Annotated in this window: 27 protein-coding genes; 26 read left to right on the forward strand and 1 reads right to left on the reverse strand. The window is 49.3% G+C overall.

Annotated elements, in window-relative coordinates; all coding sequences use genetic code 11:
• Positions 1-23: 23 nt before the first annotated feature.
• Positions 24-1,139 (forward strand): M20/M25/M40 family metallo-hydrolase, encoded by a 1,116-nt coding sequence (locus JOD01_RS01045; protein ID WP_204516360.1) that lies wholly within the window; start codon positions 24-26, stop codon positions 1,137-1,139.
• Between the two features lie 185 nt (positions 1,140-1,324).
• On the opposite strand, the gene mciZ is transcribed toward JOD01_RS01045, so the two are convergent.
• Positions 1,325-1,474 (reverse strand): Z-ring formation inhibitor MciZ, encoded by a 150-nt coding sequence (gene mciZ / locus JOD01_RS01050; protein WP_204516361.1) that lies wholly within the window; start codon positions 1,472-1,474, stop codon positions 1,325-1,327.
• A 157-nt stretch (positions 1,475-1,631) separates the two neighbouring features.
• On the opposite strand from mciZ, the gene JOD01_RS01055 reads away from it, so the two are divergent.
• The 25 genes from JOD01_RS01055 to spoVAE all read left to right on the forward strand — a co-directional run bounded on the left by JOD01_RS01055 (position 1,632) and on the right by spoVAE (position 26,565).
• Complete coding sequence (locus JOD01_RS01055; RefSeq protein WP_204516362.1) at positions 1,632-2,189, forward strand: NUDIX hydrolase; 558 nt, start codon at positions 1,632-1,634, stop codon at positions 2,187-2,189.
• Positions 2,190-2,214: 25 nt separating this feature from the next.
• Positions 2,215-3,393, forward strand: a complete 1,179-nt coding sequence (locus JOD01_RS01060; protein WP_204516809.1) for an endonuclease Q family protein — start codon at positions 2,215-2,217, stop codon at positions 3,391-3,393.
• Positions 3,390-4,175, forward strand: a complete 786-nt coding sequence (locus tag JOD01_RS01065) for a thymidylate synthase (RefSeq protein ID WP_204516363.1) — start codon at positions 3,390-3,392, stop codon at positions 4,173-4,175. Before JOD01_RS01060 ends, JOD01_RS01065 begins: the two co-directional genes overlap by 4 nt.
• Complete coding sequence (locus JOD01_RS01070; protein ID WP_204516364.1) at positions 4,172-4,681, forward strand: dihydrofolate reductase; 510 nt, start codon at positions 4,172-4,174, stop codon at positions 4,679-4,681. The genes JOD01_RS01065 and JOD01_RS01070 overlap by 4 nt, the downstream gene beginning before the upstream one ends.
• Before the next feature lie 58 nt (positions 4,682-4,739).
• A complete protein-coding gene (spoIIM, locus tag JOD01_RS01075) occupies positions 4,740-5,366 on the forward strand; it encodes a stage II sporulation protein M (protein ID WP_204516365.1) in 627 nt (208 codons plus the stop codon).
• Between the two features lie 130 nt (positions 5,367-5,496).
• The gene (fur, locus tag JOD01_RS01080; RefSeq protein ID WP_204516366.1) at positions 5,497-5,958 is read left to right on the forward strand and encodes a ferric iron uptake transcriptional regulator; all 462 of its coding nucleotides are present in this window, start codon (positions 5,497-5,499) and stop codon (positions 5,956-5,958) included.
• 148 nt (positions 5,959-6,106) lie between these two features.
• A complete protein-coding gene (locus tag JOD01_RS01085) occupies positions 6,107-6,346 on the forward strand; it encodes a DUF4227 family protein (RefSeq protein WP_204516367.1) in 240 nt (79 codons plus the stop codon).
• An 85-nt stretch (positions 6,347-6,431) separates the two neighbouring features.
• Positions 6,432-7,319 carry a site-specific tyrosine recombinase XerD gene (gene xerD / locus JOD01_RS01090; protein ID WP_204516368.1) on the forward strand — a complete coding sequence of 296 codons (888 nt, stop codon included), beginning with the start codon at positions 6,432-6,434 and terminating at the stop codon, positions 7,317-7,319.
• Positions 7,320-7,388: 69 nt separating this feature from the next.
• The gene (gene deoB / locus JOD01_RS01095; protein ID WP_204516369.1) at positions 7,389-8,564 is read left to right on the forward strand and encodes a phosphopentomutase; all 1,176 of its coding nucleotides are present in this window, start codon (positions 7,389-7,391) and stop codon (positions 8,562-8,564) included.
• Between the two features lie 16 nt (positions 8,565-8,580).
• The gene (locus JOD01_RS01100) at positions 8,581-9,393 is read left to right on the forward strand and encodes a purine-nucleoside phosphorylase (protein ID WP_204516370.1); all 813 of its coding nucleotides are present in this window, start codon (positions 8,581-8,583) and stop codon (positions 9,391-9,393) included.
• 59 nt (positions 9,394-9,452) lie between these two features.
• The gene (locus JOD01_RS01105; RefSeq protein WP_204516371.1) at positions 9,453-10,754 is read left to right on the forward strand and encodes a pyrimidine-nucleoside phosphorylase; all 1,302 of its coding nucleotides are present in this window, start codon (positions 9,453-9,455) and stop codon (positions 10,752-10,754) included.
• A gap of 412 nt (positions 10,755-11,166) precedes the next feature.
• Positions 11,167-12,810: a peptide ABC transporter substrate-binding protein gene (locus tag JOD01_RS01110; protein WP_239565108.1), complete on the forward strand. Its 1,644-nt coding sequence runs from the start codon at positions 11,167-11,169 to the stop codon at positions 12,808-12,810.
• A 253-nt stretch (positions 12,811-13,063) separates the two neighbouring features.
• Positions 13,064-13,996 carry an ABC transporter permease gene (locus JOD01_RS01115; protein WP_204516372.1) on the forward strand — a complete coding sequence of 311 codons (933 nt, stop codon included), beginning with the start codon at positions 13,064-13,066 and terminating at the stop codon, positions 13,994-13,996.
• Between the two features lie 4 nt (positions 13,997-14,000).
• Positions 14,001-14,918 carry an ABC transporter permease gene (locus JOD01_RS01120; RefSeq protein ID WP_204516811.1) on the forward strand — a complete coding sequence of 306 codons (918 nt, stop codon included), beginning with the start codon at positions 14,001-14,003 and terminating at the stop codon, positions 14,916-14,918.
• A gap of 13 nt (positions 14,919-14,931) precedes the next feature.
• Positions 14,932-15,927: an ABC transporter ATP-binding protein gene (locus JOD01_RS01125; RefSeq protein ID WP_204516373.1), complete on the forward strand. Its 996-nt coding sequence runs from the start codon at positions 14,932-14,934 to the stop codon at positions 15,925-15,927.
• A gap of 16 nt (positions 15,928-15,943) precedes the next feature.
• Positions 15,944-16,903 (forward strand): ABC transporter ATP-binding protein, encoded by a 960-nt coding sequence (locus JOD01_RS01130; RefSeq protein WP_204516374.1) that lies wholly within the window; start codon positions 15,944-15,946, stop codon positions 16,901-16,903.
• A 230-nt stretch (positions 16,904-17,133) separates the two neighbouring features.
• Positions 17,134-19,275, forward strand: coding sequence for a methyl-accepting chemotaxis protein (locus JOD01_RS01135; protein WP_204516375.1), 2,142 nt, complete (start codon positions 17,134-17,136; stop codon positions 19,273-19,275).
• A 148-nt stretch (positions 19,276-19,423) separates the two neighbouring features.
• The gene (locus JOD01_RS01140; RefSeq protein WP_204516376.1) at positions 19,424-21,391 is read left to right on the forward strand and encodes a DUF2207 domain-containing protein; all 1,968 of its coding nucleotides are present in this window, start codon (positions 19,424-19,426) and stop codon (positions 21,389-21,391) included.
• A 269-nt stretch (positions 21,392-21,660) separates the two neighbouring features.
• Positions 21,661-22,833 carry a D-alanyl-D-alanine carboxypeptidase family protein gene (locus tag JOD01_RS01145; RefSeq protein ID WP_204516377.1) on the forward strand — a complete coding sequence of 391 codons (1,173 nt, stop codon included), beginning with the start codon at positions 21,661-21,663 and terminating at the stop codon, positions 22,831-22,833.
• Positions 22,834-22,985: 152 nt separating this feature from the next.
• On the forward strand, positions 22,986-23,336 hold the full coding sequence (gene spoIIAA, locus JOD01_RS01150; protein ID WP_204516378.1) for an anti-sigma F factor antagonist: 351 nt from the start codon (positions 22,986-22,988) through the stop codon (positions 23,334-23,336).
• 1 nt (position 23,337) lies between these two features.
• Positions 23,338-23,784, forward strand: coding sequence for an anti-sigma F factor (gene spoIIAB / locus JOD01_RS01155; RefSeq protein ID WP_204516379.1), 447 nt, complete (start codon positions 23,338-23,340; stop codon positions 23,782-23,784).
• Positions 23,785-23,795: 11 nt separating this feature from the next.
• Positions 23,796-24,551, forward strand: coding sequence for an RNA polymerase sporulation sigma factor SigF (sigF, locus tag JOD01_RS01160; protein ID WP_204516380.1), 756 nt, complete (start codon positions 23,796-23,798; stop codon positions 24,549-24,551).
• A gap of 162 nt (positions 24,552-24,713) precedes the next feature.
• A complete protein-coding gene (gene spoVAC / locus JOD01_RS01165; RefSeq protein WP_204516812.1) occupies positions 24,714-25,154 on the forward strand; it encodes a stage V sporulation protein AC in 441 nt (146 codons plus the stop codon).
• Between the two features lie 31 nt (positions 25,155-25,185).
• Positions 25,186-26,208: a stage V sporulation protein AD gene (gene spoVAD / locus JOD01_RS01170; protein ID WP_420829067.1), complete on the forward strand. Its 1,023-nt coding sequence runs from the start codon at positions 25,186-25,188 to the stop codon at positions 26,206-26,208.
• Between the two features lie 6 nt (positions 26,209-26,214).
• The gene (spoVAE, locus tag JOD01_RS01175) at positions 26,215-26,565 is read left to right on the forward strand and encodes a stage V sporulation protein AE (RefSeq protein WP_204516813.1); all 351 of its coding nucleotides are present in this window, start codon (positions 26,215-26,217) and stop codon (positions 26,563-26,565) included.
• Positions 26,566-26,580: the final 15 nt, after the last annotated feature.

A 26,580-nucleotide genomic window follows, 5' to 3' on the forward strand; every position in this document is an offset into this window, starting at 1 on the left:
AACCGATATAGGAGGAAACTTCGATGGTCAATCAAGAACGCTTGTTACAAGAATTTCTGGAACTCGTGCAAATTGACAGTGAAACTAAAAATGAGGGTCAGATCAGCAAAGTGCTGAAAGAAAAATTGCTTGCCATGGGTTTTACCGTAGAAGAGGATGATGCTGCGGCAAAAACAGGACATGGTGCCAACAACCTGATCGCTACGCTGGAAGGAACAGCCAAAGGGCCGACGATCATGTTCAGCAGTCATATGGATACAGTTGTACCTGGAAATGGCGTTAAACCGTCGATCAAAGATGGATATGTCGTTTCAGATGGCACAACCATTCTGGGAGCAGACGATAAAGCGGGGATTTCCGCCATCTTTGAAGCCATTCGCACCTTAAAAGAGAAAAACTTGCCGCATCCAACGATTCAAGTCGTGATTACCGTCGGCGAGGAGTCCGGATTGGTCGGTTCCCGGGCGATGGATAGCAGTTTGTTGAAAGCCGACATGGGCTTCATTTTTGACTCGGACGGAAAAGTTGGCGAAGTGATTGTCGCCGGTGCGGGTCAATACCGGATTATTACCAAAATCTATGGCAAAGCGGCGCACGCCGGGGTAAATCCGGAAGATGGCGTAAGTGCGATCACCGTCGCTAGCAAGGCTATTTCCCGGATGCCGTTGGGCCGGATCGATGCCGATACAACTGCCAACATCGGCCGCATCGAGGGTGGCAAAGCGTTCAACATTGTAACGGAATATGCGGAGATCTGGTCGGAAGCGCGCAGTCTGGTCATGGACAAATTGGAAGCGCAAGTGAAAAAAATGACGACCGCTTTCGAGGAAGCCGCTGCCGAAATGGGTGCACGCTGCGAAAATGAAGTGATCTTTATGTACCATGGTTACAAATATGACAGTGAAACACCTGTCGTGAAAAAGGCGATTGAGGCAGTCAAACGGGTAGGGCGTGAACCAAAACTGGAAAAGAGCGGCGGCGGAAGCGACGGAAACGTGTTCAACGGATATGGAATCCCTAGCGTAAATCTCGGGATCGGCTATGAAGAGATTCATACCAAAAATGAGCGGATGCCAATTGAAGAACTGTATAAAGCGTCGGAATTGGCACTGGCGATCATTGCGGAAGTGTTGGAATAGTTTAGAGCCGTTTTGCCCGTCAACATGGAAAAAACCCGGAGCCATCCGGGTTTTTCTCATTAGCGGGGGGAATTCGGATACACTAGATAGGCGGCCAGTCTATTCTTTCAGACCGTCTTGGCCATGGCTATGGAAAACGTTGGGTATGGCAATCGCGCTTTTGTCCGGCGTCCGTGTGACAGACCTCAGTCAGCGCGATAGTGAACGGCGCGATGCCGACGTTGCAGCCACTCTTGCAGCGTAATTGGCTGTTTCGCCCACTGGCGCAGCATGGCGCGGATTTCCCAAGCTTTGCCGACCAAACGCAATTGTTCAGAAGAAGTATAAGTTTTCATTCCTCATCGCCTCCGTTACACGTTACAATAAGTAGGATGATGGCAGACTTGTCGTCTGTCCTGTTATATGTCAGTATGGACAAGCTTTCCTGTTGTTAGCATATGTACAGAGGGTGCAGATAGAACATAAACTTTCGCGATAAAAGGGATGAGTGTTATGGAACAACAAAACGATTTACAAGAAAAAACCGTAACTACAAAGCAAATCTTTTCCGGAAAAGTGATCCAGGTACAAATTGATGAGGTGCTGCTGCCCAACGGGAAAACGAGCACCCGGGAGATTGTTCGCCATCCCGGTGCTGTTGCCGTTTTGCCGCTGACCGCTGACGGAAAAATGATTGTGGTTCGTCAGTTTCGCAAACCGTTGGAGCGCACGATTGTGGAGATTCCCGCAGGCAAACTGGAAAAAGGCGAAGATCCGCTCGTTTGCGCGCATCGCGAACTGGAAGAGGAAACCGGCTACCAGGCGGATTCGATGGAACATCTCAGCAGTTTTTACACCTCCCCCGGTTTTGCCGATGAGATATTGCATCTTTACATAGCGACAGGACTGCGTCCAGGTCCTGCTCGTCCGGATGAGGACGAGTTCGTCGAGACAATGGCGATCACGTTGGCGGAAGCCAAAAACTTGCATCAACAGGGTGAAATCAGAGACGCCAAAACGGTTTTGGCGCTGTTCGCCTGGGAGAATCGGGTGTTGCAGCAACGTGACTGACTCACTCCGCTCCTTCTTCTGTGACATGCATATTCATATCGGCGGGACCAAAAGCGGTAAACCGGTAAAAATTACGGCTTCCCGGCAAATGACGCTTTCACATATTCTTGAAGAAGCGTCCGAGCGCAAAGGCATCGAAATGATCGGGATCATCGATGCCCATTCGCCCGAGGTCCAGGAAGAATTAACCGACCTGATCCAACAAGGGCTGGCGGTGCCGCATGAATCCGGCGGAATCACTTACAAGCAAACGATGCTGATCTTGGGTTGTGAAGTGGAAATCAAGGAAGCGGGACGGGGAGAGGCGCATTTTCTCTGCTATCTTCCGGGTTTGAGCGAAATGAGACAGTTTACCGCTTGGCTGGCGCAACGTTGCAAAAATGTAACGTTAAGTTCTCAGCGCATCGCAACCACCACCCGGGAATTGCAACTGTTTGTCGCCTCATTGGACGGGTTGATTGTGCCGGCGCATATTTTCACTCCGCATAAAGGCTTGTATGGCAGTTGCACCGATCATTTGGCTGAAGTTGCCGATCCGGCGCTGATCGCCGCGGTCGAATTGGGGTTAAGCGCTAATACGGAAATGGCCGACCGGTTGAGCGAACTGCATCCCTACACGTTTTTGACCAATTCCGATGCTCATTCGCTGGGCAAAATCGCACGGGAATATCAGGCGATACGGATGGTCCAGCCTTGCTTTGCCGAGTGGAAGAAAGCGCTGCAGCGAGCAGAGGGCCGCGGGGTTGCGATCAATTACGGCTTGCATCCGAGACTGGGCAAGTATCATCAGACGGCTTGCCAAGCTTGCAAATCACCGCTCCCGGCAGAGGGGGATGGTCGTTGTCCTGCTTGCGGTTTTAAACGAGTGGTTCGCGGGGTGGCAGAACGGATTGAGCAGTTGGCCGATCTGCCCGCAGGCAATCATCCGCATCATCGTCCTGCCTATGTGGAGCAATTCCCGTTGGACTTTATTCCCGGTCTGGGCAAAAAAACACGGGAAAAATTGTTTGCGGCGTTTGGCACGGAGATGAACATTATTCATCGGGTGGCGCCCCAACAACTGGAACAGGTGGTCGGTGAAACGCTGGCGCAGCTGATCTTGATGGCGCGCAACGGAGCGCTGGACGTTGTTGCAGGCGGAGCGGGGACATACGGGAAAATTGCAACAAAGCAATCTTCGATGACAAAGGAGCAGAACCTATGAACAGTGCAGATCAACAATATCTTGCCTTGGTCCGGGACGTCCTGGAGAATGGGTATTACGACAACAACCGCACCGGGATTCCTACGAAAAAGCTGTTTGGCCGCTCGTTTCAGTTCGACCTTCAGCAGGAATTTCCCATTTTGACGACCAAACAGGTTTTTTTCAAAACAGCGTTGAAAGAATTGTTCTGGATTTACGTGTATCAAAGCAATGATGTGCGCAAACTGCATGAGATGGGGGTAACCGTCTGGGACGAATGGGCACGCGAGGATCATACAATCGGAAAAGCTTATGGCTATCAGGTCAGGAAACATCGGCAAATCGACAAGTTGATCGAGGGGTTGATTCATAATCCGCAGGGAAGACGCCATATTATCAGCCTGTGGGATCTGGCAGATCTGGAAGAGATGGCGCTGCAGCCATGCGCGTTTATGACGATGTGGGATGTCAGCGACGGTTATCTGAATTGCACGTTGGTGCAGCGGAGCGCTGATCTGGGGCTGGGTGTACCGTTTAATTTCACCCAGTATGCCGTGCTTGTTCATATGATCGCGCATGTGACAGGGTTGAAGCCAGGCAAATTTGTCCATTATTTAAATAATGCGCACATTTATGAAAACCATTTTGAACCGATCAAACAGCAGCTGGAACGGACGCCGTTTCCTGCACCGACGTTGTGGATCAATCCGGAAGTCAAAGATTTTTACCAATTTACTCCCGATGATATTCGCCTGATCGGCTATCAACATCATCCTAAAATAGAGATGGAAGTGGCGGTATGATTTCGTTGATTTGGGCAATGGACAATAATCGATTGATTGGCAAGCAAAATGCATTGCCCTGGAGATTGCCTGCCGATTTGAAATATTTCCAACGGGTAACCAAAGGACATGCCGTTGTGATGGGACGCAAAACGTATGAATCGATCGGCAAACCTTTGCAGCAGCGTGATAATATCATCTTGACCGCGAGTGAACTTTTTCACGCGGAAGGTTGCCGCGTGTGTCATTCTGTGGAAGAATTGTTGGCCCAGCTCGATCCGACGCAGGAGACGTTCGTCATCGGCGGAGCGGAAATTTACCGGCAGTTGTTGCCGTACGCCGACAAATTGTATATCACGCTGATCGACGATGAATTTGAGGGCGACCGCTATTTTCCCCCCGTCAATCTGGAGGCCGATTGGCAAATACAAATGTCTGAGCAAGGGTTGAAAGACGAGCAAAATCCTTATGATTATTTTTTTACCGTCTGGGAACGGAAAGCAAAAAAAGAAAACCAGTCGTCATAAACGGCTTGTCCGGTGCATACTGTTAAGGTAATCAGCATGGACCGGGAGGCGAGCTTGGGTGCGTAAACAAATCGGACAAACCATCCAACTCTATTTGAAAGAACACCAATCGCTCTATCTGTTTACAATCGTCCTGTTTGCGATGGGCGTCGTGTTCGGGGCATTTATTGTGAATTCCTTGGCGGCGACACAGAAACAAGAGTTGATCAGCTTTTTGCAATATTTCTTCAAACAGTTTGACCAGCACGGAATTACCGATCCGAGGCAATATTTTCAACAGTCATCTCTCTTTTACCTGAAAACCGTAGGGGTGATGTGGCTGCTCGGCTTATCGATTATCGGGCTTCCGTTCATCCTGCTCGTGTTATTTGTAAAAGGGGTCATCATCGGGTTTACGGTCGGCTTTCTTGTCAATCAATTGGCCTGGCAGGGGATCAGCTTCTCTTTGTTCGGCGTGCTGCCGCAAAACATGCTGATCGTCCCTGCATTGGTCATGATAGGCGTCGGCGGGATCGCTTTTTCGCTCCGATTGCTCAAGACCGGTTTGTTGGTCAAACGGGAGCTGATTCTTCCTTACTTTTTTCGCTATACGTTTCTCGTCGTTTCCATGATGGGGGTATTGCTGATCGCCGTTTTGTTTGAAACGTTTGTTTCACCGCAGCTCATGCAATATGTGCTTAAATAAGAATCATTACAATCTAATAACGAATGTATTTGACTTAAATGATTCCCCTCTACTATAATAGGAACAGGTTTCGTTGCTTATTATCCGCCGGCCGGCCTTGGCGGGTAAGCAAGCGGGGAGGGGCATTATTATGGAAGAGAAATTAGAGAAGATAAAACAGCAACTTCATTCCCAAAACTATAAATTGACACCACAGCGTGAGGCTACGGTTCGTGTCTTGCTTGAAAATGAAGAGGACCATCTGAGTGCCGAAGACGTTTATCTTTTGGTAAAAGAAAAAGCCCCTGAAATTGGTTTGGCGACAGTTTATAGAACGTTGGAATTGCTAAGCGAACTGAAGATTATTCACAAGATGAACTTCGGTGATGGAGTCGCCCGTTACGATCTTCGCGATGATAATGCGGAATATCATCATCATCATCTGATTTGTCTCCACTGTGGGACCGTTGATGAAATTTTTGAAGATCTGCTGATCTCTGCCGAGGAACGGGTCAAGACCGTTTACAATTTCACGATACTGGACCATCGCTTAACATTTTACGGGATTTGTTCGAGATGCATTGATCACGTAAATATAGACGATTTTAAATGAACGAAAAACTTCTCTTGGTCCTAAGAGAAGTTTTTCGTTTGTGGTACATACTATTGCAAGAACGGCTGGCATCAGGAGCAGTGACGAATGGTCAAGCCTTCGTTCGCATATAATGGAAGCAAAGACATCACAGGAGGTACTCTTGGAAATGGGCTTTGTACTTCGCCGATTGATCGAACTGATCCGTTTTTTTCTGCTGTTTTTTACCTGTTCGTTGTTATGCTATGGGATCATTACGCTCTTATCCGATCATTTTCTGCCGTCCAACCCGTATCGGGAACCACATGGGAATGCCGTGAAAGTTGTAAAGCTGCTCAACGCCGAAGAGGACCAGTCGCTTGATGGCTACTACAGCCGGTTGCAGTTGTTTTATGTGACCGGAGAATAAAGGTTTTTTCCCCAAAAAAGAGGAGAATTTTTTATCATTGTTGAAAGAATGTAAAGGAAACTTTTGACTGAAGGAGAAGTCCTCCATGGACATGCTAATTGACCAGTTTATCCACTATCTCGCGGTGGAAAAAGGATTGGCCGCCAATACGCTGGAATCGTATCAACGTGATATGATTGCTTTTACAACCTTTTTGCGAGAACAGGGCATTGAACGGATTGAAGATTCGACGCGAACGCTAATTGTCGCGTATTTGTTGTCTTTGCAGGAAAAAGGCAGGGCTACTGCCACTCTTTCGCGAAATATGGCCTCGATTCGCGCGTTTTATCAATTTTTGGTGCGCGATAAATTGCTGGACCATGATCCATCGCTGCATCTGGAAACGCCTAAAATCGAAAAGCGCTTGCCGAAGGTACTGTCCGTGGAAGAAGTGGAACGGTTGCTCGATAGTCCCGATTTGTCGCAGCCGTCAGGATTGCGTGACAAAGCGATGCTGGAACTGTTGTATGCGACAGGCATTCGCGTTTCGGAACTGGTACAGCTTCATGTGGGGGATGTCAACCTGGAGATGGGCTTTTTGAAATGCATGGGGAAAGGGTCAAAAGAACGAATTATCCCTCTCGGCTCGATGGCGATCCACGTCGTTCGCCAATACATGCAGACCGGTCGGCAAAAACTGTTGAAGCAGTCGGAGGAACGGGCGCTGTTTTTGAATCATTTGGGCAAACAGATAACTCGCCAAGGCTTTTGGAAAATTATTAAACGTTACGCCAGGTTGGCAAATGTGCGTGCCGAGATTACACCGCATACGCTGCGGCATTCGTTTGCCACTCACCTGCTGGAAAACGGGGCGGATTTGCGGTCTGTGCAGGAGATGCTTGGACACGCGGACATTTCCACAACACAAATTTATACACATGTCACAAGAACCCGGATAAAAGATGTGTATGCCAAAACACACCCGAGAGCGTAGGCTCTCGGTTTTGCATGAAGTCAGACATCTCGATCACCGTTTTCGGGTTTTGCAAAGGAGGAGCTAACGATGAGTCGTTTTTCTAGGGTGTTTTTAATTGTAATGGATAGTGTCGGTATTGGCGAATTGCCGGATGCCAATCGTTTTCAGGACGAAGGGGCCAATACGCTTGGCCATATCGCCGAACGCGTGGAAAATTTCGCGCTGCCTCATCTCGCACAGCTGGGGTTGGGCAATATCGCTCCGATTCGCAGCGTTGGTCCGGTAGCAGCGCCAACAGCCCACTGGGGCAAAATGAAGGAAATTTCCATCGGCAAGGATACGACCACTGGTCATTGGGAAATCATGGGATTGCATGTATCGACGCCGTTTCGCACGTATCCGGACGGTTTTCCGGCGGAACTGATCGCGGAATTTGAACAACGGACCGGGCGCAAGGTGCTGGGCAATAAAGTTGCCTCCGGAACAGAGATTCTCGACGAACTGGGCGAAGAGCACATGCGGACGGGAGCGGTCATCGTCTATACTTCCGCTGACAGTGTGTTTCAGATTGCCGCTCATGAAGAGGTAGTCCCGCTTGAGGAATTATACCGGATTTGTGAGATTGCCCGCGAACTGACACTGCGCGACGAATTTGCCGTGACGCGCGTGATTGCCCGGCCATTTGTCGGTCAACCCGGCTCCTTTACCCGGACGGCGAATCGGCATGATTATTCCGTCAAACCGTTTGCGCCGACAGTCATGAATCGGTTGGTGGACAACGGTCTGGCATCGATCGCGATTGGCAAAATCTCGGATATTTATGCGGATGAAGGCATTACCCGGGCGATCCGGACCAAAGACAATATGGATGGCGTTGATCAATTGCTGCATACGATGAACGAGTCGTTTACCGGTTTAAGCTTTGTCAACCTGGTTGACTTTGACGCCAAATATGGTCATCGTCGCGACCCGGAAGGCTACGGCAAAGCATTGATGGAATTTGATGCTCGTGTGCCGGAACTGCTGGCTGCCTTGCAGGAAAACGATTTGCTGATCATCACCGCGGACCACGGGAACGATCCGATTCATCACGGAACCGATCATACACGGGAGTATGTGCCTTTGCTTGTTTACTATCGCGGCCTTGCCAAAGGGGAAAACCTTGGGGTACGGGAGACTTTTGCCGATCTTGGGGCAACGATTGCAGACAATTTTAACGTGGAAAAGCCGACAATCGGCCAGAGCTTTTTAGCCAAGTTGTGATAGGGGTGTAGAATGGATGTTTGAAAAAATTGAGCAAGCCAAGCAATTTATTCTGGAAAAAATCAAGCAGACGCCAACAATCGGTCTCGTATTGGGGTCGGGTTTAGGGGTGCTGGCCGATGAAATCAGCGATGCGGTGGTGATTCCCTATGAACAGATTCCCGGTTTTTCCGTGTCCACGGTCGTTGGGCACAAGGGACAGCTTGTCATTGGTCAGTTGGAAGGCAAGCAAGTGGTAGCCATGCAAGGACGGTTTCATTATTATGAAGGACATGAACTGGATACCGTTACGTTTCCGATTCGCGTGATGAAAGCCATCGGAGTAGAAACGATCATCGTGACCAACGCGGCCGGGGGGATCAACGAAAGTTTTCAACCTGGCGATTTGATGGTGATTAGCGACCATATCAATCTCACCTTCCGCAATCCGTTGATCGGACCGAATGACGAGCGTTTGGGTCTGCGCTTTCCCGACATGTCGGAGGCGTATGCGAAATCGCTGCGCGGTTTGGCGAAGGAGGTAGCGAAAGAGCAAGGCTTTGCCTTGCAGGAAGGGGTCTACGTCGGGCTGCTGGGGCCGAGTTATGAGACTCCGGCTGAAATTCGCATGCTCCGCCAGCTGGGCGGTGATGCTGTCGGCATGTCGACCGTACCGGAAGTGATCGTGGCCCGCCATGCCAACATGCAGGTACTGGGTATTTCCTGCATCAGCAACATGGCAGCAGGCATTTTGGAACAGCCGCTCTCCCATGAGGAAGTGATGGAGACGACCAATCAGGTGAAAGCGCGGTTCTTGGCGCTTGTCCACGGTATCGTGTCCAAGTTGTAACGATCGGACGGCAGGATGGCAAAGGGTGTAGTGAAAAGTCGGTGATTGAGGTGTTTACCATGCAAATGGTTGATTTGATTGCAAAAAAGCGGGATGGCTTTGAGCACAGCACAGAAGAGATCCAGTTTATTGTCAAAGGCTATACGGAAGGAACAATCCCGGATTATCAAATGTCGGCCTGGGCGATGGCCGTCTTTTGGCGCGGGATGACACCGCGGGAAACGGCAGATTTAACGTTGGCCATGGCAACATCGGGTGACCAAATCGATTTGTCGTCGATCAACGGGATTAAGGTAGACAAACACAGCACAGGTGGAGTTGGCGACAAGACTTCGCTGGTGGTCGCTCCGCTTGTTGCCGCTGCCGGAATTCCGGTGGCGAAAATGTCCGGACGCGGTCTGGGCCACTCCGGCGGTACGCTGGATAAGCTGGAGTCATTTGCCGGCTACCAAGTCGAACGCAGCCGGGAGCAATTTTTGCAGCAAGTGCGGGAGATCGGCGTAGCGATTATCGGTCAGTCAGGCAATCTTACCCCCGCCGACAAAAAGCTGTATGCGCTGCGGGACGTAACCGCTACGGTGGAAGCGGTGCCGTTGATCGCCAGCTCGATCATGTCCAAGAAGATCGCCGCAGGAGCGGACGCAATCGTTCTCGATGTAAAAGTAGGCAAGGGCGCTTTTATGAAAACGGTGGAAGATGCGGAGAGATTGGCCAGCGCCATGGTCGAAATCGGACGGCAAGTAGGACGGCAGACGGTTGCGGTGCTGAGCGACATGAATCAACCGCTTGGGTTCGCTGTGGGCAACGCCCTGGAAGTGCAGGAAGCGGTGGAAACGTTAAAAGGGGACGGACCAAAGGACTTGACCGAACTGGCACTGACGGTTGGCTCGCAAATGCTGGTGCTCGGCGGCAAGGAGACGGAATTGGACGTTGCCCGGCACAAGCTGGAGGAGCTGATCGCCAGCGGCCGAGCGGTGGACAAATTGGCCGAGATGGTAGCGGCGCAAGGAGGAGATGCTCAGGCGGTTTATGATTTTTCCCGTTTTCCGCAAGCATCGCTCAAATACGAGATTACGGCAGTCAAGGCTGGCTATATCGCGGAAATCAATGCCGAAAATATCGGGCATGCGTCTGTTTTGCTGGGAGCAGGCAGATTGACGAAAGAGACAAAGATAGATTTGGCCGTGGGCATTGTGTTGCAAAAGAAAGTGGGCGATTTTGCCGAAAAAGGCGAAGTGCTGGCTACGGTTTATGCCAATCAGCAAAAGTTGCTCGATACAGCCAGACCGGAGGTGGAAGCAGCTTTCCAGATCTCGGAAAGCCCGGTCCAAGCTTCTCCGTTTATTTATAAAATAATCTAAAGAAAGAAAACCCATTGACGCTTGTTGATGGGTTTTCACTGTCTCAAGGCGGCGATCCAGAGAGAGTATTTACTCAATGAGTTTTCTCTCTTCATCAAGCAGTGAGAAGCTAACCAAATGATAGAAAATAAATAAAGGAAATAAGTTGGTAATTTACAGATTTTTATAATTTTTTATTTTTACAACAGGCTAATATCGTTGACAGTCCTAGAAATTCCGTATATTTTTAATGTAATAGACGGAGTGTTAAGTATCTCTTTTACATTCTCAGAAATGTCTCAACAATTTCTTTGCAGTTAATCGTATGCAATCAAGTTGACTGCTTGAAAGGGGTTGATGCAGAGAAGGGTAGTCTGTTCATTTTCAGAATCTTTGCAAGAAGAGACAGATAAAGTAAATGGGGGTTATTGTATTGAAAAAGACAGTGTTTGCACTTATCAGTTCCATTACGATGCTAAGTGTGGCAATGGCAGGTTGCGGTGCGCCAGGCCAGTCTTCCTCAGGAGAACAATCACAAGGGGAAAACAGCGCTGCTTCTGATTCCGGCAGCACAGAGAAGAAAGTATTGCGGATGAACTTCGCTTCCGAGCCTCCGACCGCTGACCCTGGACTGGCGGAAGATTCCACGTCCGGTGCGGTTGTACGTGCGACTTTTGAAGGGTTAACCCGTCTGAAAGATAACAAACCGATCGAATCTGCCGCTGAGAAAATAGATGTTTCTGAAGATGGACTTACCTATACCTTCCACTTGCGTGACGCAAAATGGAGCAATGGTGATCCGGTCACAGCCCAAGATTTTGAATTTGCCTGGAAACGCGTGCTTGATCCAAAAACAGCTGCCAACTATTCCTACCAATTGTACTACATCAAAAACGGGGAAAAAGCGAACAAAGGTGAAGTCAGCCTGGATGAAGTCGGCGTAAAAGCGCTGGATGATAAAACGCTGGAAGTGAAACTGGAGAATCCGACACCATACTTCCTGGAACTGACCGCATTCTACACGTACTTCCCGGTTAACAAAAAAGTCGTGGAAAGCAATCCGAACTGGGCGAATGAAGCGAGCACGCACGTTGGTAACGGTCCGTTCAAACTGGTTGAGTGGGAACACAAAAACAAACTGGCGATCGAGAAAAACGAAAACTACTGGGATAAAGACAATGTAAAATTGGACAGAGTCGAATTCTCGATGGTAAACGACTCCAACACCGAATTGCAAATGTATGAAAACGGTGAGCTGGATTGGGCTGGGGCACCGTTGAACTCGCTTCCGGTTGACGTCGTTCCGGCTTTGAAAGAAGAAGGCAAAGTAATCACCCAACCGATCGCGGGTACGTATTGGTATAAATTTAATACCGAGCAACCTCCATTCAACAATGTGAAAATCCGCAAAGCGTTTGCGTATGCGATCAACCGTCAAGCGATCATCGATAACATCCTGCAATTGAACCAGTTGCCTGCTTTGGGTGCTGTTCCTCAATCGATGTCACTTAATCCGGATGGCTACTTCAAAGACAACGATGTGGAGACGGCGAAAAAATTGCTGGCGGAAGGTATGCAGGAGCTGGGCATTTCCAAACTGCCGGAAATCACGCTTTCCTACAATACCGACAGCAACCACGAAAAAATCGCTCAAGCGATTCAGGACCAATGGAAGAAAAATCTCGGCGTAGATGTGAAACTGGCCAATACCGAGTGGAAAGTTTACATCGAAGATTTGCACCAAGGGAAGTTCCAAATCGGCCGTATGGGTTGGTTGGGTGACTTTAACGACCCGATCAACTTCCTGGAATTGTTCAAGGATAAATATGGCGGGAACAACGATACGCGTTGGGAAAATGCGCAATTTAAAGAATTGCTGAACCAATCCGCGCTGGAGAAAGATCCGGCGAAACGGAAAGAAATTTTGGCACAGGCTGAAAAAATCTTCGTTGATGAAATGCCTGTTGCACCCATCTACTTCTATACCGATTCCTGGGTGAAACAAGACTACGTCAAAGGCGTACAAGTCAGCGGATTGGGCGACATCGACTTCAAATGGGCTGACATTGAGAAATAATCTTTCATAAGTGATTTTCAGATCAGATTGTAGGTGCTCACGTTAAGGTATATGGACATCTCCATATACCTTAACTTATGCGAATCATCTGCTTGTTTCCAGGCGAAATCAGAAAGAGAGAGAGAAAAACACAAGAGGTCAAGACTGGTTGGGATTACACAATCGATTTTTGCACTGTTCCAAGGTGCGTGAATTGTGTGCAGTGTAAAAATGGGAAGTGAAAGCAACAAAATCTACAGAGGGGGTAAAGAGATTGTTCCGTTATCTAGGTAAGCGTATCTTGTTTATGATTCTATCCATTTTTCTCATCGTAACGGCTACCTTCTTCATTATGAAAGCTGTGCCGGGTGGACCGTTCACCTCGGAGAAAAATGTTCCGGACGAAATCAAAGCAGCGCTGGAAGCAAAATATGGATTGGACAAACCGGTGTTTCAGCAGTATCTTGATTATTTGAAAGGTGTCGTTACCTGGGATTTAGGTCCATCTTTCACGGAGAAATCTTCGACAGTCAATCAAATAATTAATCGAGGTTTCCCTGTTTCCGCTTATTTGGGGATTGAAGCACTGATTATCGCACTTTTCGGCGGAATTATTCTTGGTATTATCGCGGCGCTTAAGCATACGAAATGGCCGGACTTTACCTCGATGGTCATTGCCACGATTGGGTTGTCTGTCCCAAGTTTTATTTTGGCCGCATTCCTGCAATATTTCTTTGCGATTAAACTGGGCTGGTTTCCGATTGCAAAGTGGGAATCGTTCAAATATACAGTCTTGCCCGCAGTAGCTTTGTCTGCGACACCGCTTGCCTTTATTGCCCGCTTGATTCGGTCCAACATGATCGAAGTGCTTTCGCAAGACTACATCAAAACGGCAAAAGCAAAAGGGTTAAGCACTTTGACAACCACCGTGAAGCATGCGGTCCGCAACGCGTTGTTGCCGGTCATTACTTATCTCGGTCCATTGCTTGCCAACATCTTAACAGGTGCTTTTGTCATTGAGCGTATCTTCGGGGTACCGGGATTGGGACGTGAATTTGTTATTTCCATTACCAACCGCGACTACACGGTAATTATGGGAACAACGGTATTCTACTCAATCATTCTGGTCGTATTGGTCTTGCTGGTTGATATTGCCTACACTTTGGTTGACCCTCGAATTAAGCTTGGTGGAACCGGAAAGGAGTAATGATCTGATGCAATTGTCCAAAGAACTTTTTGAACCGATTTCGATGGATTTGAAACAAGCGGAAGAGATTCAGCGGCCAAGCCTTTCCTTTTGGGCAGACGTTTGGCGCCGGCTGCGCGGCAATAAAGTGGCGATGATTTCTCTGGCATTTATTGTCATTCTTGTGCTGTGTGCAATTTTCATTCCGATGTTTAGCGAACATAACTACTATTCAACCGACTTGGCAGGCAAAAATAAAAAGCCTTCTGCCGAGCATTGGTTTGGGACGGATGATTTGGGCCGGGATATGTTTATCCGGATCTGGTATGGCGCGCGTATCTCCTTGGAAGTGGGCGTAGCGGCTGCGCTTGTCGACCTCGTTATCGGGGTAATCTGGGGAGGAATCGCCGGATTTTTCGGTGGCAAAGTAGATGAGATCATGATGCGGATTGCCGATATTCTTTATGCGATTCCGTATTTGCTGGTCGTGATCTTGCTGATGGTGATCATGGACCCTGGGGTAGTGACCATTATTATTGCTTTGAGTATTACCGGCTGGATCGGGATGGCGCGGATTGTCCGCGGGCAAATGATGTTGTTAAAAGCGCAGGAGTATGTGCTTGCTGCCCGTTCTTTGGGTGCGAACAACGTCCGGCTGATCTTCAAACATTTGATTCCCAATGCGTTGGGACCGATTATCGTGACGCTGAGCTTGTCTGTACCGACAGCCATCTTTTCAGAATCGTTCCTGTCGTTTATTGGTTTAGGGGTATCCGCTCCGGTAGCGTCCTGGGGCACGATGTCCTCGGACGGCTTGTCGGCGATGAGGTATTACCCATGGCGACTCATGTTCCCGGCTGTCTTTATCAGTCTAACGATGCTCGCCTTTAACTTGTTAGGTGATGGGATACGCGATGCTGTAGACCCACGCTTGCGTAAATAGGAGGGATCGCAGAATGGACCGTATACTTGATGTAAAAGACTTGCAAGTCTCCTTCCACACTTATGCGGGAGAGGTAAAAGCAGTCCGCGGCGTTAATTTTCATGTGAACCGCGGGGAAGCGGTCGCGATTGTCGGGGAGTCCGGCAGTGGAAAATCCGTAACTGCGCAATCGATTATGAAACTGATTCCGATGCCGCCCGGTGAATTTAAAAGCGGACAAATTTTGTTCAACGGTGAAGATATCATTCGAAAATCGAAAAAAGAAATGGAAGCGATTCGCGGGAAAGAGATCGGGATGATTTTCCAAGATCCGATGACATCGCTCAATCCAACCTTGACGATCGGTACGCAAATCATGGAAGGTCTGATCAAGCATCAGAAGATGAGCAAGAGCGCCGCGCGCGAACGGGCGATTGAATTGCTGAAAATGGTTGGTATTCCGCAGCCGGAAAGACGTGTGTTGCAATATCCGCACGAATTTTCCGGCGGGATGAGACAGCGGGCGATGATCGCCATCGCGCTGGCTTGCTCGCCAAAACTGCTGATTGCGGACGAACCGACCACGGCTCTCGACGTGACGATTCAGGCGCAAATTCTTGATCTGATGAAAGATTTGCAGAAAAAAATGGATACCTCGATTATTTTGATTACCCATGATCTGGGTGTCGTCGCCGAGATGTGCGATCGGGTGATCGTCATGTACGCCGGCAAAGTGGTAGAATCGGGAACGGTTGATGAAATTTTCTACAACCCGCAACACCCTTACACAAAAGGGTTATTGCGTTCCGTGCCGCGCCTGGATTTAAACAAGGACGAACCATTGACACCGATTTTCGGTACCCCGCCTGATTTGCTGCGCCCCCCGGTCGGCTGCGGGTTTACCGCCCGCTGTGAATCAGCGATGCGTGTCTGCCAGCAATACGATCCGGAATTGCAACAAGTCGGTGAATCTCATCAAGCTGCTTGCTGGCTGCACCATCAATTAGCAAAAGAGCGGGTTAAATCATAGAAGGGGGAGGAGCACATTGGAAAAAAACGACACACTGCTTGAAGTCCGCAATTTGCAAAAGTTTTTTAATGTAGGCGGAAATACATTAAAAGCGGTTAACAATATTTCATTTGACATTAAACGCGGGGAAACATTAGGGGTCGTTGGCGAATCCGGCTGCGGGAAATCGACGGCGGGACGTACGATTTTGCGTTTGTATGAACCGACCGGCGGCGAAGTGTTGTTTGAGGGGAAAAATATTTTGGAGTTGAATCCCCAAGAGATGAAAGCGATGCGCCGGAATATGCAAATGATCTTCCAAGACCCGTACGCCTCCTTGAATCCGCGGATGACTGTAGGCGATATTATCGGGGAAGCATTGGACATTCACGGTTTGGCGTCCGGCCAAAAACGGAAGGAACGCATTCAGGAACTGCTGTCCCTGGTCAGTCTGAACCCGGAACATATCAACCGGTTTCCGCATGAATTTTCCGGCGGTCAGCGTCAACGGATTGGGATCGCGCGGGCGCTGGCGGTCGAACCGAAATTTATCGTTTGCGACGAGCCGATTTCGGCGTTGGACGTATCCGTTCAGGCACAAGTCGTCAACTTGCTGGAACAACTGCAAGAAAAAATGGGGCTGACTTATATGTTTATCGCCCATGACTTGTCCATGGTGAAATATATCTCCGATCGCGTTGCGGTAATGTATTTGGGGAAAATCGTGGAAATTGCCAAGAGTGAGGATCTTTACGACAAACCGCTGCATCCGTATACGCAAGCGCTGCTTTCCGCTATTCCGATCCCGGATCCGGAAATTGAGCGGAAACGCGAACGGATTGTTTTGCAAGGGGATGTGCCAAGTCCGTTGAACCCGCCGAGCGGCTGTCACTTCCGCACTCGCTGCCCGAAGGCGATGCCGGAGTGCGCTGTGCATGAACCAGTCTGGAAAGAAATTGAACCAGGCCATTTTAGCGCATGTCACTTGTATAATTAATGGACGGTTCCCGATTGTGTCGGGAGACGATCCTCGCGATTGCGCTCAACGGTCCCTTGACCGCTTACAACCTGATTCATAAACGACACCCAGAACGAACAGCAAGATAAATTATGGATATGCAGGTATTGGGGCCCACACAGCATAAACCTTCTTTATGCCATGTGGGTCCTTTTCCTAAATATACATTTCCATTATTTTCTTTTATTGTAACTGGGGGGCTGAGGACCATGCCGAGATGGAAATTGGGGAATATCGCGAAAAAAGCAACAGAGATTGGCAAAAAAATAGCGGCCGTCAGAAACAGAAAAAACGGCCAAAGCCGGAAACCTGTTCGATTTCCGCCAACCGGCAATTGGCAAGTTTCAGACAAATTGCAATCGGCACGCAATCTGCTGCGTGGTTCGATTGCTGCCAAAATGATCGCTTTTGGAATTATTCTCGTTATCGTCATTATTGTCTCTTTGCAATTTATTGCACTTTCTTACTCAAAGCAAACGTTAATTGAGATCACTTCCACGCAGGCCAGGATGCTTGCTGAACAACATAGTGACGAGATTAACGAATGGGCACAGGAGATCGTCGAAGCAACCGTGCAGACGGCGGCCAAAAAAGTGATGACGACTGATCTTGAACCGTTGATTATGGAACAGTTTCAGTTGTTGAAACAGAGCAATAAAGACATTTATAAGATTTTTCTCGTCGATACCCAATCCGGGAAGATGGTGTATTCGTTAACGGGCAGAACGGATGACGATTTCAGCAAAAAAGCGTATTTTCTCCGGGCGATGACCACCGGAGCACCGGTTGTCTCGGATGAAGAAATCTTGCCGAACGCCGAAAAAGGCTTCGTCTATATCGCCAGTCCGGTCGGTGAAAAAAATGCCGACAAGAGTCGTCTGTTGGTTGTGGCGTTTACAGTGGAACCTTTGCTGGCGAAAATGCAGGAAATTTCTTTTATGAAGCAAGGATACGCCTTCCTGGTGAAAGCAGATGGACTGGTGGTTGCCCACAAAAATCCGGCGAATAACTTCAAACTTCAATTAGCCGAAAACAGTGACTACCAAGAAATGATGCAACTTATGAAAAACGAAATGAGCAACAGCGTCTTATACAATGACAATGGCCAAGCTGCTTTTGCCGCTTTTGCTCCGATTCCCACATTGAAGTGGAATGTCGTTTTGACGACCAGCACAAGTGAGGTCTATGGCGAAATCAACAACATGGGCTGGTACTTTTTGCTGTTCAGCATTCCGATCATCGTGATCGCCGCCGGCTTGATCTGGTGGTTTGCCAAACGCATTCGCCAGGCGCTGTTTGGAATAGCCAAAGATATGGAACGGATCGGCAGCGGCAATTTCAGTGTGGAAGTTCAGGTGAAAGGCAATGACGAGCTTGCTTTGGTAGGTCGGACCATGAATAAAATGGTCGCCGAACTGCGGCAGTTGATCGCCACGGTGCAACATCAGGCGAAGTATTTGCATTCGGCCGCGGACGAATTAAATTTGTACGCGCAAAATAACAAAGATGCGATCAGCATGATTACGGACAATATATCCAAAATCTCCGAAAGGGTAGAAAGACAGACGAACGAAGTACAAGCTTCGGTCAATACGGTTTCGGAAATTTCCACCGGTGTTGAGCAAGTGGCCGTTGCGGCAGAAGCGACAGCGGTTGCGACTTCCAATACGTTTGAGCGGGCACAAGGCGGAACGCAACTGGTCAAAGAAGTGATTGAAAAAGTCCGCCAAGTGACGCACGAGGTTGGAAACACGGCGCAGCAAATGCACAATTTGCGTGATCGCGCCAAGGAAATTACCAGCATTGTGGAAATGATCAAAGGGATTGCCTCGCAAACGAACCTGCTTGCACTCAATGCTGCAATCGAAGCGGCGAGAGCGGGAGAAGCAGGACGCGGCTTTTCCGTTGTTGCCAGCGAAGTTCGCAAGCTGGCGGAGCAAAGCAGTGATTTTTCAGGAAAAATCGCCGGTATCGCCTTTTCCATCAATGAAGAGGCGATGACGATGAGTCAGCATATGGATCACATCGCCGGCATGGTCCATACGAGTTTGCAATCGGTGGAGACGGTCGGCCAATCATTCCAGCACATCGTCACTGACATCCAATCAGCGGCCGAACAAAGCGAAGCGATGACCGCGACGTCTGAACAAATGGCAGCCGGCAATCAGGTCGTGACCACTTCCATGCAGCAATTGTCGCGGATGTCCGGGGAAATCAACGACTCGATTCGCGATGTCGTGAAAACGATTGATGAGCAACTGAGTTCCATCGCCCGCATTAACCAACGAGTGGAAGAAGTGCGGGAACTGGCCGAAAACTTGACAGAACAAGTGGAACGCTTTTCGATCTGACAACCATTATAGGTCCAAAAGCCTACCTGACAACCAGTCCTTCTGGTGTCGGGTAGGTTTTTTTTAGATCAGAAGTATTGGGCAAATAGTGGAAATCGTATGTTAAAATGAGCCGAATACGTTTTGCGTTGGTGAGGGATGGGATATCGTGCGAAAGTGGCAAAAGATGTTGGCAATGTCTGCTTTTCTCATGCTGATTTTGCTGGCGGCCGGATGCAGCGAGGAGAGCGACGGTTTTACGATCGATCGTGTTGATATTCAGGCGGAGCTTTTGCCGGATGGCGATTTGTACGTGGAGGAATTGTACACCTATACTTTTCGCGGCCAGTATGACGGGATGGTTCGAACGATTGGCGATTATGAAAATATTGAATATTTTGAGGCGTATCTGCCTCCCGCGAACAAACAGCTGGGCGAGTTTGCTTACGAGGACGGAACATTGTTGGAAACGACACAGGATGCGGAAACGTTTTACAGTTATTCACCGTCCAGCAAGGAAACGAAGCGTGTCTTTTATCGCTATCGGATTGATGCGGCGGCAAAAAGATTGAAGGATACGGCGAAATTTTATTGGGCATTTTTTGATGATTCGAACGAAACAGATTTGCATCATGTAACGATCGAGCTGCATCTGCCTGACAACGTATCGCCGGATGATTTGCATCTCTATCTTTTCGATCGTTCCGGGGGCCGCATCACGAACGTTGACAACCGGACTATATCGTATCAAACGGATTTCTTGCCGGCCTATCAAGACTCGGAAATTCATCTGCTGTTTCCGGAGCAGCTGTTGACGGAGGCGCGTTATTACCGTTCCGAGCAAAGCAAGGAACAACTGATCCAGGAGGCAGAACGACAGGAAAATCGTTATAGCGAGCGAGGGCGATTGCTGTCGCTTGCCGCCAAAATGGACCAATTCATCTTGGTGCTCATTCTTGTCGGGTTTGGCTGTCTCGTGCTGGATCACTTGTTCCGACGGTTCCGTTCAATCCGGGCCAAGATTACCTTTGCTGACTTGGCAGCGGCCGATCCCTTGTTTATTTCCTATTTATACCGGAACGGACGTCTGCAGGAGAACGATTTTCTGGCCGGCTTGTTTTCGCTCTATCAGAAAGGTCGGTTAAAAGTAGAGCAAGTGACCGCCAACAAACGGTTTTTACGGGAAAAGGACGGGCCGAAACAGACCTATCTGTTTACGTTCATTGGAAATCGGGCAGATTTGACCCGTTACGAGCAGTATTTGCTTGATTGGTTGTTCCAAAAACAGGAGAATCGGCTGCAATTCCGCTTGGATGCGATTGCCGGACCGACCAAAACCGAACAAAAGAACCGGACCAGAGTACAAAACTATCGAAAAAAATATCAGGTCTTTCAAAGCTATTTCCGGGAATGGGCACAGTTGCTTCGTTTGGAACAGCCGTTTGCGACTTTGTTTCGGCCTAGCCGACTGCGGAAGCAGTTGACGATCGCGATGCTCATCATCCATTTTCTGACAGTGCTGTTTTTGCTATACGCAGATGTGCTCGTGACCGAGTTGTGGGTGTTCGGCATCATTCTGGCTGTTCTCGCGTTTCTCTCGCTGTGGAGATTTCCGCGTAAACGTTGGATGTACGGTTTTTTCGCCGTCTGCTTTTTTGCCGGCTGTCTGATTTCGGATGACGGTGCTGTTACAGGAAGCTATTTGCTGGCGACTTTGTTGTCTCCCTTGTTGCTTGCGTTCATTCCATCCATCCGCAAGTCGAGTGAAGTGCTTGCCTATCGGGCGGCGATCAAGAAATGGCGGACACAGCTTGCCGAAGGAAGCGGTCTCGATTCGCAACGTGCGGACAGCTTGGAGAGATTGATGCCTTACGCGATTTTGTTGGAGGTCGGACCGGCATTCGTCCGCAATGTTGAGCCGGAAACGCTTTTTGCCGATTTGCTTCCTTGGTTGCCAACGACCGGCTTGACGCCAGATAGGCCCCAGAACAAAACCGCGAAATGGTTCAAGAGCAAAAGCGATGGCGGTTCTTCCGGAGACAGCGGCGGCAGCTATGATGGAAGCGGGAATTCCAACAGCGGCGGAGACTCAGGCGGCGGAGACTCAGGCGGCGGTGGCGGTGCTGACGCTTTCTGAGCAGGCAGGCGCAATGCGTGCTTGCACAAATGGAGACAGGTTGGCTGAAACTGCAAGTCTCGGAATAAGACAGACAGGCTTATTTTCAACGGAAAATCGGATTTTTTGGCAAATGAAAGAGAGCACAGCAGTTTTCCATGCGTGCTCTTTTTTGCTTTGCTCAGCCAAGTTGACGGAGGAGCCGATTTTTTTTCGATCCCGCCTTTATGTGAATATTTTCCTGTGCGTCCGGAGAGAATAAGAACATGAAATGGAGGGAAGAGTCAGCTATGCAAAAATTGTTGCGGATATCCATTTGCTCATTGCTCAGCATTGCCTGTTTTTCTTCAACAACGGTCCACGCAGCCGAAGAAAAGCTGAATATTGCACCGCATGCGTCCTCGGCGATTTTAATGGAAGCGGACACTGGCACGATCCTTTATGAAAAGAACGCAAACGAGAAGCTTCCTCCGGCCAGCATTACCAAGGTGATGACATTGCTCTTGATTATGGAGGCGATCGACCGCGGGGAGCTCAAATTGACCGACAAAGTGCGGGCGAGCGAACATGCGGCATCGATGGGCGGGTCGCAAATTTTTCTGCAGCCAGGTGAGGAAATGACCGTCGAGGATATGATCAAAGGGATTGCGATCGCATCCGGTAACGATGCTTCCGTAGCGATGGCTGAACATATCGGCGGAACGGAAGAAGCGTTTGTCGCGAAAATGAACGAGCGGGCGAAACAGCTGGGAATGAAAAATACGCACTTTGTCAATGCAAACGGTTTGCCGGCCGAAAATCACTATTCCTCCGCGATGGACATTGCGATCATGTCGCGGGAATTGCTGAAACATGAAATCATTACGAAGTTTACCGGTATTTATCAAGATTACCTGCGCAAAGAAAGTGCCAATCCGTTCTGGTTGGTCAATACCAACCGCCTGGTTCGTTTTTACGAAGGAGTCGACGGCTTAAAGACAGGGTTTACTTCACAAGCGCGCTATTGCTTGACCGCTACCGCGAAACGAAACAATATGCGGGTCATTGCCGTGGTCCTGGGCGAGCCGGATACGAAAACACGCAACAGCGAAGTCACTTCCATGTTTAACTATGCATTTAATCATTATCAAGTGTTCCCCGTCTACAAAAAAGGGGATGTCATCAAAGAATTGATGGTGGATAAGGGTCTTCTGCCAAAAGTGAACGTGATCACGACACAATCGGTCAGTCTGTTAACCAAAAAAGGGGAAACGCCTGACATGTACGAGAAACAGATTGTGTTAAAGCCGACGTTAAAGGCCCCCGTTAAAAACAGCGACGTCGTTGGCCATATTTTTATCCGGACGAAAGATGGCAAGGAAGTGTCGCGGGTTGAACTTTATCCGGCGAAAACGATCGCCCAAGCAGGTTTCTGGGAGATTCTCAAGCGAACGACAAGAGACGTTCTGATCAGCTACCAGTAGATCCACAACACGAAAACTCGCGAAAAGAATCGAGTTGCCCCGAAAGAAACAAAAAGGCTGCTCGATTTTTTTGTTCTTTTGTCGGCTGGCAGGAAATGGATGTGAGCAAGGAGAAAACAGAGGTTATTACGGGAAGAAGGAGTGTGCCAACGATGAGTTTGCGGATCGAAATGGAGACAAAACAGGAGGTACTGGTTGTTCGGCTTCAGGGGGAGTTGGACCATCATTCAGCTGACGAATTGCGCACAAAGGTGGAGGAAGTTCTTCGCGACCCTAACCTTCGGCATATTGTATTAAGTTTGGCAGATCTGTCGTTTATGGATAGTTCCGGTATTGGTGTCATTCTCGGCCGGTACAAGCAAATCTCCGCACGCAACGGGGAAATGATCGTCTGCTCGATCAATCCGACGATTTACCGGATCTGCGAAATGTCAGGCTTGTTCAAGGTGATCAAGTTCCGTGAAAACGAACTGGAAGCGCTGAACGTGTTGGGGGTGGCCTGAGATGATCAAACGCAATTTTATGACGATGGAGTTTGCCGCACTCAGCCAGAACGAATCGTTTGCCCGGATCGCCGTTGCCTCGTTTATCTCGCAACTGGATGTGACGCTGGAAGAGATCGAGGAAATCAAGACGGTTGTCTCCGAGGCAGTGACCAATTCGATTATTCACGGTTACGAAGAGAATCCGGAAGGGACGGTGCGCATATCCGTCGCCTTGGAAGGAGATATCGTCGAGTTGGAGATTGAGGATAACGGCAAAGGGATTGCAGATGTCGAGCAGGCGATGCAGCCCTTGTTCACGACGAAACCGGAGCTGGAACGTTCCGGAATGGGCTTTACCATTATGGAGAATTTCATGGATTCGATTGAAGTGGCTACAATCATCGGACAAGGTACCAAGATTCGTTTAACCAAGCGCCTTTCACTAACTAAAGCCATGCAGAATTAGGGGTAGTGTTTATGGGAGCTGATATCAAAAATGCAAGTCAGCCATTTCTGACAAACGAACAGGTAAAAGAGCTGATCGCCAAGAGCCAAAGCGGAGACAACGAAGCGCGGGAACTGTTGGTCAACAGCAATATCCGCTTGGTGTGGTCGGTCGTTCAGCGTTTTATCAATCGGGGCTATGAGGCCGACGATTTGTTTCAGATTGGCTGTATCGGGTTGCTCAAGGCTGTGGACAAGTTCGATTTACAGTATGATGTGAAATTTTCCACCTATGCCGTGCCGATGATTATCGGAGAAATCCAGCGATTTTTGCGGGATGACGGTACAGTGAAAGTCAGCCGTTCCCTGAAAGAGATGGCGAATCGGGTACGGCGGGCCAAGGATGAGCTGTACAAGCATTTCGGCCGATCGCCGACAATCGGAGAAGTGGCGGAGGCTGTCGGTATTACGCCGGAAGAAGTGGTCTTTGCGCAGGAGGCCAGCAGAGCGCCATCGTCAATCCATGAAACGGTATTTGAGAATGATGGCGATCCGATCACGTTGATCGACCAAATTGCCGATGACAGCATGGGCAAATGGTTCGAGCAGATCGCGCTGAAAGATGCGATCAGCAGACTGACGGAGCGAGAGCAGCTGATTGTCTATCTCCGCTATTACAAGGACCAGACACAATCGGAAGTGGCCGAGCGGTTGGGCATCTCCCAGGTACAAGTATCCCGCTTGGAAAAACGAATCTTGCAAACGATTCGAGACCAGATCGAGCATTAGCTTGACTGGTCTTTTTGTATGTTCTCAACTGTTGGCGCACATACTATCGACTACCGGAGACTGCTTGACTACTTGCCCGAATTGAGCTGTCAAAGACGAACGAGGACATGTAAAGGAGTGAACACAGTGGCAACAAAAGCGAAACAAGCTTCCGGCTTACATATGACGAAAGAGATGTATAAACAGCAAGCGGCAAAATATCAAATTAAACGCAATGTCGTATTAAACACGTGGCGCGCATTTTGGGTGGGCGGGACGATTTGTCTGTTCGGTCAGTTTTTGCAAAACATCTATATAAATGTGTTTCATTTTACGCCAAAGACAGCGGGGAATCCGACGGTAGCGACGCTTATTTTTCTTTCCGCCTTGCTTACCGGTCTTGGTGTATATGACAAAATTGGACAATATGCCGGAGCAGGTTCGGCTGTTCCCGTTACCGGGTTTGCCAATTCGATCGCTTCGGCAGCAATTGAACACCGCAGCGAAGGGTACGTGTTGGGAGTTGGCGGAAACATGTTTAAACTGGCCGGCTCGGTTATCGTGTTTGGCGTGGTCGCGGCGTTCGTCGCAGGACTGATTAAAACGATCTTTCGCTTACTTTAAGTTCGGGAATGGGGGATAGCAGATGAGTACGATGGTTGCAGCGCCCAAAAGTCGGGTAAGCCGGCAGACATGGCAATTCACCGAGGATGTGCGGGTTCAGGCATCTGCCACGGTTGTTGGGCCGAAAGAGGGAAAGGGCCCGCTCGCTTCGTTGTTTGACAAAATTTATCCGGATATATATGCCGGTCAAAAGTCCTGGGAAAAAGCGGAGCGAAAATTGCTGGAAGATGCCATTCAAATTGCATTGAAAAAAGCAAATTTAAAGGAAGACCAGATTGATTTGCTCTTGGCGGGCGATTTGTTGAACCAAAATATTACTGCCAATTTTACGGCGGAATTGCTCAGCATCCCGACGTTGGGGATGTACGGCGCTTGTTCGACTTCGATGCTGACATTGGCCAATGCGGCCGCGCTGGTCAATTCCGGATTTGCGGAACGGGCGATTGCCGCCTGCAGCAGCCACAACGCCACGGCGGAGCGCCAATATCGCTACCCAACCGAATATGGCGGGCAGAAACCGCCTTCGTCACAATGGACCGTCACCGGAGCGGGGGCGGCGGTTGTCGGCATCGGCGGAAACGGCCCGCGACTGACTTACGCAACGATCGGAAAAGTGGTCGATATGGGCATGAAAGATCCGCTTGATATGGGCTCGGCAATGGCTCCTGCAGCCGTTTCGACAATGATCGCCCATTTCCAGGATACGGGGAGACAGCCGCAGGACTATGATTTGATCGTCACCGGCGATTTGGCCGGGATCGGCTATCCGATCGCCAAGGAGATGCTGGAGAAAGAAGGATTTAATATGGACAAGGTCTACAATGATTGCGGCCTGATGGTATATTCCCCGGAACAGGAAGTTTTCGCCGGTGCCAGCGGCTGTGCCAGCAGCGCGGTTGTCACTTACAGTTATATCATGAACCAGCTGCAACGCGGCGCCATGAAACGCGTGCTCGTTTGCGCAACCGGCGCGCTGCTGAGTCCGATCAGCTACCAGCAAGGGGAAGCCATCCCCTGCATCGCCCACGCTGTGGCGTTCGAAGGAGGTGCTTGAAAAATGATGGATTACGCGATTGCTTTTTTGATCGGCGGGTTGATTTGTGTCATTGGCCAATTGATGCTGGATATTGGAAAAATGACGCCCGCACATGTTATGAGCACTTTGGTAGTCGTCGGTGTGGCGCTTGATTTTCTGGGAGTGTACGACCCGTTGATCGATTTTGCCGGGGCAGGCGTCACTGTACCGATTACCAGCTTCGGACATTCGCTTTATCACGGGGCGATTCAGGAAGCTCAGCAACACGGGGTGATCGGTGTGTTGACGGGTATCTTTGAAGTAACCAGTGCGGGAATTTCCGCGGCGATCGTGTTCGGATTCTTCGCGTCTCTCGCATTTCGGGCAAAAGGCTGAACACGCGGGGAGCGG

The organism is Brevibacillus fulvus, from assembly GCF_016908525.1.
Lineage (GTDB): Bacteria > Bacillota > Bacilli > Brevibacillales > Brevibacillaceae > Brevibacillus_G > Brevibacillus_G fulvus.